This window comes from Pseudoduganella violacea (genome assembly GCF_014191875.1).
In the GTDB taxonomy this organism is placed as follows: Bacteria; Pseudomonadota; Gammaproteobacteria; order Burkholderiales; family Burkholderiaceae_D; genus Rugamonas; species Rugamonas violacea_A.
Genome location: NZ_JACHXD010000033.1, coordinates 1 through 12,294, shown reverse-complemented (window position 1 = coordinate 12,294; position 12,294 = coordinate 1). Strand labels below are relative to the sequence as shown.

General features: G+C 52.3%; 9 protein-coding genes and 1 pseudogene. 7 read left to right on the top strand and 3 right to left on the bottom strand.

Going from position 1 to position 12,294, the window contains the following annotated elements; all coding sequences use genetic code 11:
* Window positions 1–1,616, bottom strand: a 1,616-nt coding sequence (locus FHS03_RS27585; protein ID WP_183444112.1) for a TnsB C-terminal domain-containing protein, incomplete at its 3' end; no start/stop codon positions are given.
* On the bottom strand, window positions 1,600–2,151 hold the full coding sequence (locus tag FHS03_RS27580; RefSeq protein WP_183444111.1) for a TnsA endonuclease N-terminal domain-containing protein: 552 nt from the start codon (window positions 2,149–2,151) through the stop codon (window positions 1,600–1,602). The genes FHS03_RS27585 and FHS03_RS27580, both read right to left, overlap by 17 nt.
* Window positions 2,152–2,697: 546 nt before the next feature.
* On the opposite strand from FHS03_RS27580, the gene FHS03_RS27575 reads away from it, so the two are divergent.
* From FHS03_RS27575 to FHS03_RS27560, 4 genes and pseudogenes are all read left to right on the top strand, one after another.
* Window positions 2,698–3,744 (top strand): Ntn hydrolase family protein, encoded by a 1,047-nt coding sequence (locus FHS03_RS27575; protein WP_183444110.1) that lies wholly within the window; start codon window positions 2,698–2,700, stop codon window positions 3,742–3,744.
* Between the two features lie 244 nt (window positions 3,745–3,988).
* Window positions 3,989–5,134 (top strand): hypothetical protein, encoded by a 1,146-nt coding sequence (locus tag FHS03_RS27570; RefSeq protein ID WP_183444109.1) that lies wholly within the window; start codon window positions 3,989–3,991, stop codon window positions 5,132–5,134.
* 73 nt (window positions 5,135–5,207) lie between these two features.
* Window positions 5,208–6,524, top strand: a complete 1,317-nt coding sequence (locus FHS03_RS27565; RefSeq protein ID WP_183444108.1) for a hypothetical protein — start codon at window positions 5,208–5,210, stop codon at window positions 6,522–6,524.
* 376 nt (window positions 6,525–6,900) lie between these two features.
* A pseudogene (locus FHS03_RS27560) lies at window positions 6,901–7,548 on the top strand (ATP-binding protein); the annotation flags it as partial.
* 20 nt (window positions 7,549–7,568) lie between these two features.
* Here the strand turns inward: FHS03_RS27560 and FHS03_RS27555 are convergent.
* Entirely contained in the window at window positions 7,569–10,745 is a 3,177-nt protein-coding gene (locus FHS03_RS27555) for a hypothetical protein (RefSeq protein ID WP_183444107.1), read from the bottom strand.
* A gap of 10 nt (window positions 10,746–10,755) precedes the next feature.
* Between FHS03_RS27555 and FHS03_RS27550 the strand changes: the two genes are divergently transcribed.
* From FHS03_RS27550 to FHS03_RS27540, 3 genes are all read left to right on the top strand, one after another.
* Window positions 10,756–11,058: a hypothetical protein gene (locus FHS03_RS27550; RefSeq protein ID WP_183444106.1), complete on the top strand. Its 303-nt coding sequence runs from the start codon at window positions 10,756–10,758 to the stop codon at window positions 11,056–11,058.
* A 165-nt stretch (window positions 11,059–11,223) separates the two neighbouring features.
* A complete protein-coding gene (locus FHS03_RS27545; RefSeq protein ID WP_183444105.1) occupies window positions 11,224–11,724 on the top strand; it encodes a hypothetical protein in 501 nt (166 codons plus the stop codon).
* 77 nt (window positions 11,725–11,801) lie between these two features.
* A complete protein-coding gene (locus FHS03_RS27540; protein ID WP_183444104.1) occupies window positions 11,802–12,152 on the top strand; it encodes a DUF1840 domain-containing protein in 351 nt (116 codons plus the stop codon).
* Window positions 12,153–12,294: the final 142 nt, after the last annotated feature.

The window sequence follows — 12,294 nt, the reverse complement described above, 5'->3', positions numbered from 1 at the left end:
ACTTCCCATAACGAAGCAGGCGGTCTTCCCAGATACGCGTATGGAATTTCGTGATAGGTTTTCATATCTGGATCCCAAAAATAGATGACGCTTACGTCCCTAGGATCTCGTCTGAAAATGAACTTCCTCGTCACCTTCAGATTCTTGGGGTCCTTCTGATGAATTCGGCTTCGCAAAATATCGCTGTTGTAGTGAACGTGATCCAGTAACACTCCATATTCCTGAACGGTGCGTTCCTCGAATGGCAAAAAATCGAGTCTCAGTCGCTCTTCATCGAGGAAGCGCTCAGGCAATCCAATACCAGGTTGGGTCGCTGTCCCCAGCAGTCCCTCCTGAAAACGCGCTAGCGGCGTGGTCTTAATGCCTGCATGGTAGTCGTGATGGTAGACTTTGGTGATATACGTCGCGAACCAAGCTTCGAATTCCTTCAGTGTCAGGCAGGCTTTACCCGAAGAGTCGTAATCATGCTTTTTGCGCGTATTTGAAAAGGTCGTGCCAGACAAGGTGTGGGTTTCTCGCATGTAGGTGCGAAAACTACGTTCAACATGCCCACCAAAGTTCGGCGAACCGCGCGGCCGTTGCTCAAGGTCGATCCCATAGGCCTGGCATGCACGCTCAAGGACAGTGCCTCGGAATTCCTTCGCATTGTCGGTGTGTATCTTGCGAGGTCGCCCGTAGCAGGGCCAGGTCGCGGTGACAGAGCGCTCGGCAAGCCATTTCTCCTTGGGCAGCATCGCATGATGCAAACATAGGCCCACAGAGGCCGCTCCAGGGGCCTCCATCCATAGATTGAAACCCAGCAGTACTCGTGAGCACACATCGACCGCGATCGTCAGCGTGGGCCTTCCAATCGGCTTGCGGTACACCTCATCGACAATGATCAAGTCCACGGGTGTGTGGTCGATCTGAATTACATCCAGCGGATGATCGGCACCAGGGAAAGAACCTCGCAACGGAGTGAAGCGCTCCTTGGCTACCTTGCCCCCTTCGCGACTCGCCACGCGTACTTTCTCTGGAATTGCCAGATAGCGCCTTCTCACAACGGAAAGGCTTGGCGCCTTCAATCCTTTCAACCCACATTCTTTCGTAACGTCCTTGTGGACAGCTTTCACTGTACCGGCTTCACGCTTAAGCAAATTTCGTTTAATTGCGTCTTGCATTACGAGTTCCACATCGTCGTGAAGCCGACTGCTGCCTTTGTCGGCGCGATCCTTAGGCAACAGCGCCGCGATGGTCTCGTCTTTCTCAAACAGCTTCAGCCAACGATAAATTGTCTTAGGAGATTTTCCTAACTTCAGGCCTGCCTCTTCCAGCTGAGCGCGCGTCCTTTGGTGTCGCCCGATCGCATGCAACTCGCGTATGACGTCTAACTGCGACGACGTCGCTTTCCATACTTCGTTCGAAATTGCCAACAAATCCTGTCGCTGCTTATTGCTAACGCTGCTTAACTCTTGGCTTAGGGCTGGCTGTAGATCGGCAACGGCAATGACTACGGTCTCATTGCTAGACAAGCGGCGGCAGAGGACTTTATCGAGGTCCTGCAACTCAACCACGATATAGCGCTCGGCATCATGCAGAACGAGAGACTTGGGCAGAATCTTAAATGTCGTTTTCATCGTGGACGGAAATCTTCGAGCTCATGGATAATGGTTCAGATAGGTCCGCAAGTATCTTTTCTGTGGCGATAAGTCCCCACAAGGCGGGGAGCAGCGCAGCCTGCTTCCAAGGGTCAGACGAGAAGGTGGACAGCAACGCTGCTGGCGAAGATTCGCCTGCGGCTCTCAGCGCTTGCAACATAGCCTCGGCTTGATCGGCGTCCTGAATGCGATCTTTAAATCCGCCAAGGAAACGTAGATTCGCAAATCGAGAAGTTCGGATTTCTCTATCGGTGATCACACGAAATCGCCAACCTTGTTCGCGTGCGTATCGACGCGCTACCTGAAAGCGCTCCTTAAACTCAAAGAACTTTGCCTTGTACTCTTCGCGATATTTGATTTCGCAAAGCAGTGGCATGGGTGTGGCACCTGTGGTATCCGCATTAAATCTCACCAGCGCGTCGGGCGTGTAGCGGCGCTGTTTCCCATCGCTTGTTGTGTAGCTGATTTGAACCGGTTGCTCCTCTACGTTGGCCACGGCTGGGTCGGCCATCATAAGTTCAAAAAAATCTCGCTCGAGGGAGGATTCATAGCGAGCTCCACTACGGGCATGCAACCCTGTGACTGCTCGGTTGCCAATGGGAATTTTTCGGGTAGGCATCGCGTTGGTGACTTCGCTGCGTCTGAGCTAGCAAAAGAGACTCTTGCATTATGGAAATGGAATAGCGTAACCATATCATCATCATAGGCTCCTATGGGCGAATATCGCATCTGGATCTGGTATATCAGAGGTCAGTACGGTCAACTAGCCTTCGCAGTAGGCTAAGAATTTGAGGACATCTGCACATTGGTGGAAATAGGTATCTTTATCAATGCAGCCACGCATTCTCAAAGTTACCGCCATCGGTTCTCAAAACTCGCCTCTATCCATCTAATATTTCGCCGCCTGTCGCGTTGTGAGATTTCGCGCATTTTTCCTCCGAGCAAGATGTTATCCTGTCTGGCAGCGGTCAGGTTTGGCCCAAGGGCTGAGATTTTTGAATGAACAAATCTTATGCAGCACACGCCAAAAAGTATGGGCGATTACTGAGGGAGAGATCAATTGACATGGATTGTTGGAGCTACAGCTTTTAATGGATTGGTATGCGTTGCGGACGTTCAAGCAACTTTCGAATATATAGACAAATCGCGGAAGCCGCGATACTTCAACTGCGTGAGAAAGTTGCACAAAGTTTATCAAAACCTATATATAGGTTTTAGCGGAGACATACGCAGTGGGCTCTTGATGATTGAGCGTCTAAAGGCCCAGATGGAAGCCACATACGGCGCCAACGAGCTATTTGACATCGAGGGGCAGCTATCCATATTGCAAGCCCACCTCGTTAAAACATATCGCGAATTTAATCCTAACAAAGGTCCACAGCTTGATTTGATGTTTTTTTGGCTTAAACAAGAAGGTGAAAGCCCCCTTTATGAACCTGCTTGTATGCGATTTATTGCACCGCATTTCGGCACAAGTGGCATTGGACCTTTGCAGATAAATCAATCGGGATCCGGAAAACATTCAGCCGAATTCCAAGCATTGGTTGATTTTTTGTCGGGCAGACCGCCTCGAGAAGATCTTCGCGAAAAAATATTTGGCAATATTTCAGTGATCCCGTCAATGTGGACGGCAAGTAAGATACGGACTTTACTAGTTAAAGAAGGAAGTAACGTAAGTCATGCTGGAGTTAGTAAAACGTTTCTATCAGTTGTTGCAGAGTTAGGTTGGAATAAAACTGTCAGCGGAGCCACTCATGAAAGAGTAATGAATGCGCTTCAAGGATTTGGCTTTGAGAAATGGCAGGAAAAGACACGCGCTGATACCTTGCATATGTATTCTTTCGATCTAAACGAATTTATTGTGAAAATTGCAGAGTTGGTAGATAAAGATCCTGAAAAGCTCAATGAAATTGTTGAAGCTATCCATGCATTTAAAGCGGAGGAAAATCTCACGCCACTCTGCGAACTTCCAGATTTTAACGAGGTGTTGCATCACCATGATGCAGAAAATATTAGCATTTCAAACTTGTGTTCGAGATGGTCGGATATGGAAGAATTCATGATTCGTAACGGAATACGTCTCGGAGAATGTACTGCCACGGCGTAATTCCAAAGATCGGTTTGGACCGAAGTAGGCTGTCGGTATCGACATTGCTGCCACATCAAATGAAGGCAGCGCCTATGAGAATGGATAGTGATGAATTTTACGAATAGCTAACGGCAGCGATCAGAATACTAGAAGGTACACAGTCGAGCAGATGTGTATAGAAAAATATGTTCCAGATGAAGAACATCAAAATACACAACAGGCACATTGCGACCAAGAACGAACTAAAATACTGGATAGCTCAATGATCACAGATCGCGGAAGCCTTGATAAAAACAATAACAAATTAAGAGAAGTTATATACTATCTCCCGTTTATTGAAATTGAAAGCGAAATCAGTGGAAAAAATTTCGTATTAAAAAAATATGATGTTGAACATAAACGTAAAAATCTAATGCCGAGTGGCATATTTGATAGCGGAGGCTGTGTTTTAGAAGCAAAATGGTTCGTCAGCGGAGACTACTTTGATCAAGCTATCGATTATGAAACACATCAACTTATCGAAAAGCTAAGGTTCTCATATTTTTTTACAAACCCATCCACTCCGGCTTCTCTGACTGGGTATATCTCCAGTGAAAATTTCGAATGCTTTAGATTAATCCAGAAAAATACAGATGAAAGTTATGAGCACAAGGTGACACTCACCAACGGAATGTATTACTTCATGCATTCGCTGGAAAAATATTACGCATTCAGGAGTATTTTAAATCCGCACAAAGCGATAGTTCGCCATAACGACCTCCGATATGTCGATCGATTTCCGTCTATTAGCTCCGACAGTGATTTATTCTCTGCAATAAAATTGTATAATAAATGCTGGGAAACATATGCCATTCACGATTATGCGGATAAGGCATTGCTCGCGCGTGCAAGCACAGAAGCATCACTTCGCCATGCAAACCTGAGCTTGAAAAGTTTTATAGATATCTTCTGGGAAAAATCAATAAATCATATTTCATTTCACGCAAAAAATAATATATTTATAGATAATATTTTTAAGACAATAAAACAAAACTTAAGCACGATCAAAAGCAACCTAGAATCGCAGATTGAGGGATTACGCGCTGCACGTCATAAAATTGCTCACGGCGACGATAAAACTAGGGACTACATAAATGTGCCTTTCTATCTGGTATGGTTCCCTAATTTCTGGATTTCGACGCTAGAGAATGACTCTTTACGTAGTGATGAGGCGCTTCGATTGGCATTGTTTATAACATTACTAAAGTGTGATGTTAGAACTTGGCTTGTATCACACTTATCGAAACGATCACCGATTGACGCCTACGCAAACTTCTCTCGAACCCTGCCGCAGCATTTGTCGAAAGATGATGCTGAGATTACAAAAATCGCTATGGTATCGCTTGAAAATTGGATAAAGTCCTTGTGAAAGCATATTTTAAAAATCATTACCTCAAATCCATAAAATAGTTATTAAAACTATTTGAATTAGAAAAATTTCTATGAGTCTAAATGAATCCGAAGAAAAACTTAGCGGTCTTTCTCGAAAAACCTTTCTGTCGATGTGGAGCTACGAAAACCCGTTCTACGAACTAGGAAAAGAGCTTTGCGATGTTCTCGTGGTTTTTGGCAATGATATAATAATAATTTCCGATAAGCTAAATCGCTTTGGAGATCATCCAGATGTCAAAGTTAATTGGAAACGCTGGTATAAAAATGCGGTTTCTGCCAGTGCGCGTCAACTACGAGGAGCACGCAACCACATCAAAAACTTCCCCGAGAAAGTTTTTGTTGACGCTAAAGTTTCGTCGCCATTACCCTTGAAATTACCACATCCAAGTCTAATGCGGATACATCTGTTAGCCGTTGCAAATGGTTGTGATGATATATGTGAGACGAATTCTGGGCGCAAGAGTCTGACCGTCGATACTAGGTGCAAAGATGGAGAAGAGCTTTTTTCCGTTGGCTGCTTTGGGTCAGGTGAAGATTTTATACATATAGTAAGCACTCCTGCGTTGGATGCCATGTTTGATAGCTTCGATACGGCCAGGGATTTCATTGACTATTTAGTCCGTAAGCGCGAAGCAATGTCTTCAGAAGATTGGGTGATTCACGGGGAGGAAAACCTGATCGCAGCCTATATGACGAGCCAACCAGGAAATAGGCCATTTTTCGTTCCTACCTCGATATTCCCGTTAGAAGACGGCGCACGCACAGTTCACGATGGTATGTGGGCTGCATATTTAGACAGTGATCAACGAAGCTCTCGCATACGTTTTTGGAAGAAATCCTACCTTATTGATCAGCTGGTCGAAGATATTGCAGACGACTATGCCGAAGGTCGCATGGTCATCGGGCTTGATGAGCCGATTTCTTATCATGAAGGTGCATTCCGCCTCTTAGCAGGTGAGTCCCGCCTCAGCAGACAGGCTCTAGCGGGCGCCTTTCATGACATATATAACGAAAGCACATCTACATTCTGGAGTGTGATTTCGGAATCCCTTGACGATCCGCGTATACATTACCTTTGGCTTTTATATCCGCAGCCTCCCGAAGGAATTTCACTGGAACAGGTTGAGTATAGTCTCAACATGGAATTAGCAAAATATATGCTTGTCGCACAAAACAAATTTCAACATGCAAAGAGCATCTTTGGAATATGCCTCCCCAATCGCGACTGCCGCTTAACTACACGCCTATACCGCCTAATTGACGGCGAGAAGTGGACAGATGAAATGGCCACACAAGCAGCACATTTCGAAAAGACGGAAGGGATATTTGCTCACATCGATCAGGTCACGATTGGCGCCGTGCGCTGAGCTCGTCAAAAATTGCAGCCTCTCTATTGCTCCCCCCCGGTCGCCGGACGCTCCTTAAGAACGTATGCCGGAACTGGGGGAGACGCTTAAAGTCACCGCCTACCTCAGTTGGCAAGTAAATGTTGCATCGCACCGAATGCGCGCTCCTTCTATAGGTTGGTGGACGTACTCTAGGACTAAGCGGCTTCGGGCGCGTAAGGCAGTCACCGACAACGCCTACAAAATTCTATGCTACGCAGCGAAACGTTCTCATGCAATGCGAATTTTCCACGGCCGTTACAGCTCCAAAAAAGGCGTACTTTCTCATTTAATTCGAACTTTTTGGCGATTTCCTGAGTCAGTTTTCTCATTTAATTAAAATCTTTACAGCAGCGTTCCGCATCCGGGTGAAATTTCGCTGGCCCATTGCGGCGTGCTCTTTCTCGACGAGCTGACCGAGTTTGACCGGCGCGTACTGGAAGTGCTGCGCGAACCAATGGAGTCGGGCAAAGTCACCATCTCGCGCGCCACGCGCCAGGCCGATTTCCCAGCGCGTTTCCAGCTGATTGCCGCCATGAATCCATGCCCATGCGGCTATCTCGGCCACGAGACGCTGGCCTGCCGCTGTCCACCCGACGTGGTCCTGCGTTATCAAAGCCGCATTTCCGGTCCGCTGCTGGATCGCATCGATATGCAAATCGAAGTGGGGGCCGTATCGGCCGAACGGCTGGCGGCCAACGCGGACGGCGAAGCATCGAGCGTCATCGCTGCGCGCGTGGAAGCGGCCTTTCAACGCCAACTGACGCGCCAGAAGAAAAGCAACCAGCAATTGAATACCGGTGAAGTCGACCGCTGGTGCCGCCTCGAGCGAAGGGCCGAAGCGACGCTGCGCGGCTCGATGCAGAAGTTCCACTGGTCGGCGCGCGCCTGGCACCGCATCCTGCGCGTGGCGCGCACCATCGCCGACCTGGATGGCGCCGCCATCATCGCCGACCGCCACGTCAGCGAAGCGATCCAGTACCGGCGCGCCCTGCGCGAGCGCTGAGCGCACCGGAAACGCCTGCATCAATCGGACGGATCGAGCGCGATGTGGATGTGATGATGGTGGTTGGCCCAGGCGTGATACTTTGCATTGGCCCAGCCTCCCACGTTCAGATCGTACTCCACGCCATCAACTGTCACCAGGCCCGTGGTCAGCAAGCGATATCCCCAATCGGCGCCTGCTATGCCGGCTGAGCCGGGGCCGCCACGGATATAGCCGATCTGCAGTACATCGGCGTTCGCGGCCAGCGCATCCAGGCCGCTGCGCGACGCCAGAATCCAGGCCGTCACCTCAGCCAATGCGGCCAGTCCCTGCGCGCGCTGCAGCAGATTGCTGCTCCTTTGCTTCGGCAAGTCCTTCACGCGCGCCACCAGCTGCTGATAGTTGGAAGTGCCGCTGCCCGCATTCGCACCCTGGAAGGTATAGAAGTGATACATATCGATGTCACTGCCGCGCCCATGGCTGGCATGGCCCAGATCCTTGCCATGTTCGCCCGAGATATCGTTGATCGCGCGCAGCAAGTCAAGATTGGCTTCGATCCAGTTGTAGGTGCGCTGCGATGTCCAGTCATCGCCGCCCGGCTCGCGCAAGCTGTAGCGTGGCAGGCCGGAAGGCATCCGCCACAAGGGGCGCTTGCCGGTATCCGTTTTTTCCGCGGACAGCAGACTGCCATCGGCCGCTTTCGCGCGCAGCGTGTAGCGGTACTGAATCGCGTTCGTCGACGGCGGCACGCTGTTTATCGTGGAAGACTGCGAATCGAAAGTGACCGTGCTGTGCAAGGTCTTGTCGTCCACCACGCTGACATTGGTCCCGGGAGCTTCATCCAGCACAATGGAGCTGGCGCCGGCGGCCAGCAGCTCGACTTTCAGGCTGCTGATGCTGGAACCCTCCGGCTTGGTCACATCAAAGGTATTGCGGCGCTGGAAGGCGTTCCTGCGGCCGCTCTCAGGCACGCTGTAATAGGTCTTGTCGTTGTACGCCAGCCAGGAGTCATCCAGCGGAGCCACCGAGTTGATGCTCAAGCTGCCGCCAACTTCAATGCGCGCGTTAACGGAAGTCGGCAGTTGGCTGTCGCCGATATTGGTGGCGAACGCGGTGAGCGTGAGTTCGATATCGCTATCGCGCGCCAAGGCCCGCACATCAAATGTCTTTTCGATGATGCCGGTGGTGCCATCCGACAGCCAGATCGGCGCCTGGGTCAATTGGGTATTGATCTGGCGCGTCAGGTCGAACAGCAGCGTGCCTTGAACTCCGCCGAATACCTTGATGCCCCAAACGTCGTTGTACACGCTTTGCTGCGTGATGTAATAAGGGTATTCGGCACTGGCCACGTTATAGCTGAGCGTGACCTTGGCCGTCCCTTTGGGCACGGCCAGCTTCACGGTCTGCGTACTCGGCACATTACGCAGGCCGGCAATGACGCTGACCGCCGCCGGGACCAGCATGCCTGTCTGGCGCATGCGGCGATCCAGCAGCGGCAGGGCCGGCTGCTGACCGGTCTTCATATCTTCGGGACGGCGCGCATTATAGCCAACGATACGTTCCTCTTCCGCCGCCGGCGCTTCCAGCGTGTTCAACACTGGCGCAGCGGCAGCATCGTCGAGCGAGGAAAGCAGGGGAATATTCAGATTGACTGCGCCGGCCAGCGAGAACACGCCCGTGCCATAGTAGTAGCGCTGATTCTGGAACGTCTCGGCGGAGATGCTCAGGTTCCCGTTCGGCAGGTTAGGGAAATCAAAGCTGCCGTCCGCTTCCGACAGCGTGGACACCACCACGTCGGTATTCAGTATCTTGCCCACGATGCGGATGCCGCCCAGTTGCAGGCCCGGGAAGGATGGCGGCGCGGCCAGGCTGCCGCGCACCGCATTGCGCGTCAGATGGAAGGAGGCGGTGGCACGGTAGACGTTTTCCTGCGCATCGAGACCTGTCACCGCGAGCGTCAGCCGTCCACTCTTGCCAACAATGCGTGAGCGCAGCGCCGCCATATCGGGCGCCATGATCGAACCATCGGCATTCAGCGCAAACAGCGAGGTCAGGTCGCCCAGGCTCTGGCCAATGGAATTGAACAGCTCCACCGTCGCCAGGTCGATGACCTTGACCGTGCTTTCATTCAGTCCGATCAGGCGCAGCGTCAGATTGCTGAAGCTGTTCGGCAGCAGCAGATGCTGCACCTGGTCGATGCGCAGGGCCGCGTCGGCATATACCTCGCCGTCGTCGCTCAGGATGATGTCGACGCTATTTCCCGCGCCACGGCGCAGGTCCAGTTCCGCCGTTCCGACATACGATGGGGCGCGGCGCGCGGACAGCGACTGCACGTCCAGCGGCAGCAGAAAGCTGGCCTGGCCGCTGGCGTCGGTCACGGCGCGCAGCACGCCATTCACCGACAGCTTCACACCCGCGCCGGCCGCCGCGCCGCGCGGATTGCCGGGATTGCCGGAATAGTGAAAAGCGCGTACCGCCAGCTGAGTGCTGCTGGCGGTGCTGAGAATCGTACCGCTGGCCACCAGCGAAAAATTGAAGGCACGCTGCTTGCGGTTGACGAATTTGACTGGCACCGCCACCTTGGCGCCAGGCCGCAGCACGCCCATTTCCAAGGTGGCTGCGACTGTGGGGTTGTCCTGGGTATCAACCCCGTTATTGTTATAGACCGTCACCCCGGCCGCGGAAATCGCGCTGACGGTCAATTGAAAAGGGGCGCTGATGGGCGTGGACGAGGTGTTCGTTACCGTAATCACGCTATCGTAAGTATTGGTCAGACGGTTCAGCACCAAGCCGCTTTTGCTGATGCTCACCAGCCCATTCAGGCTTTCGGCGCGCGCCAGATGCGGCATGCCCGCCAAGGCCAGCACACACAAGGCCAACGCCCGGCAGCCGGCACGGCGGCGCAATGCGAACAGCAGCACGAAAGGCAGCACCAGCAGCCAGCTCGATGGCTCAGGCACGCTGTGCGTGCCGGGACGGGCGCTGACCGTCACATCGGCCGCATCGAAAATCGTCAGTTCGCCCATCTCGCTGCGATGCAGATCGAGACGGAACAACGCACCGGCGCCACTGGGATCGCTGCTCGGGAATTGCGGCAAGCCGCTGAACGGATCGAGAAAATACAGGGACAAGGCATCGGGCGCATCCCCTCCCTGCGGCCCGATATGCGTCACATCGAGAGTAAAAGTGATCTGCGCGGCCAGTGCCGGCAAGCCCAATGAAGCCTCGTTGAAAAAACTGCCGGAAGTGCCAAGTGATACCGCATCGGGAAACACGCCGTTCACATTCCCCGTCGATGCCTGCGGCAAGACCAAACCTTGCGCATCGAAATTGCGTATCCAGACCGTATTGCCGGATGAACCAATGAAATCAAAAGCCAGCACGCTGCTGCTGCCGGCGAGACGGGATGTATCGATAGAAAACAGCCACGGTGCGGCACGCGCTGCCGGCATGGTCAGGGCCAGCAGCAAACTGGCTATACAACACAAGAAAAAGGACAAAGACTTGCGCATAAACAAAGCTCCTGATTGACGGCGCGCAAAGGGCGCGGAGCTATGTAAGCAACATTAGTACCAAGTTAATGATACGTATAAAAATCAGTGATTTAAGGAATTTACTTGCAAATTACTCGTTACTTTTGGTAGTAACAATGTAAAGTTAACCGACATCGCCATGCCACCCTGCTACCATCATGGGATGAAAAAACTATCCCTTCTGGCAGCGCTACTGGCCGCCACCGCCATTAGCGCCTGCAGTCCTAAATTCGACTGGCGCGACTTTCGCAGCAATGACGCGCCCTATGCCGTGCTCTTCCCCGGCAAGCCCGCCACCCACACGCGCAGCGTCAATCTCGACGGACTGGATGTGAAGATGACGATGGCGGCCGCCGAAATCGATGGTACGCTGTTCGCCGTCGGCAGCGCCGAGGTAGCCGATGCGAGCCAGGCCCCGCAGGCCGCAGCCGCCATGAAAACCGCCATGGTCAGGAATATCGGCGCGACCATCATCAAAGAAAGCGCCAACGGCAACGTCAAGGAAATCGAAGCGAAGGGCATGCGCAACGGCACGCCTATGCTGCTGAGCGGCCGCTTCCTGTTCAAGGACAAGCGCGTCTACCAGGTCGTGGTGCTGGGCAGCGAAAAACACTTCGAGAAAGAAGCTGTGGAAACTTTTATGAGCTCGTTTAAACTGAATTGAAAAAGGGCGGTGGCAGGTGCAAGCCAGCAAGTCGTGTTATCTTTAGAGTAGGTCAACAAAAATATGGGGAAGCCGCCATGTTGATAACATTTAAATCCAAATCATCCCCCACGGTCATGATGTACCTTGAGCATGCTCAGCGCATCATGGATCTGTGGAAAAAGAGTCCCACACGTGGCGTCATCACGGCGGCCGAAGCGTCCCAGGCCCTGGCCCTGCTGGAGCAGGAAGTCGCGCTGAGCAAGCTGCATCCCGAGGTCGACGCCGAGCACGCCGCCCATACCCATCCCCACGATCTGCCGGACGACGGCGAAGACGTGGCCCTGGCCGACAAGCAAAAAGTCGCTTTCGCCCAACGCGCTTTCCCCCTGCTGGAAATGCTGCGCGCGGCCAAAACCGAAGGCGAAGATATTATCTGGGGCGTTTAAGCCCCTTTTTAAAGGCGAATACAAAACAAAAAAGCCCCGACTGCATGCGCAGCCGGGGCTTTCTCTTTATAACTAGCCTGACGATAACCTACTTTCACACTGGTTGCAGCACTATCATCGGCGCAAAGTCGTTTCACGGTCC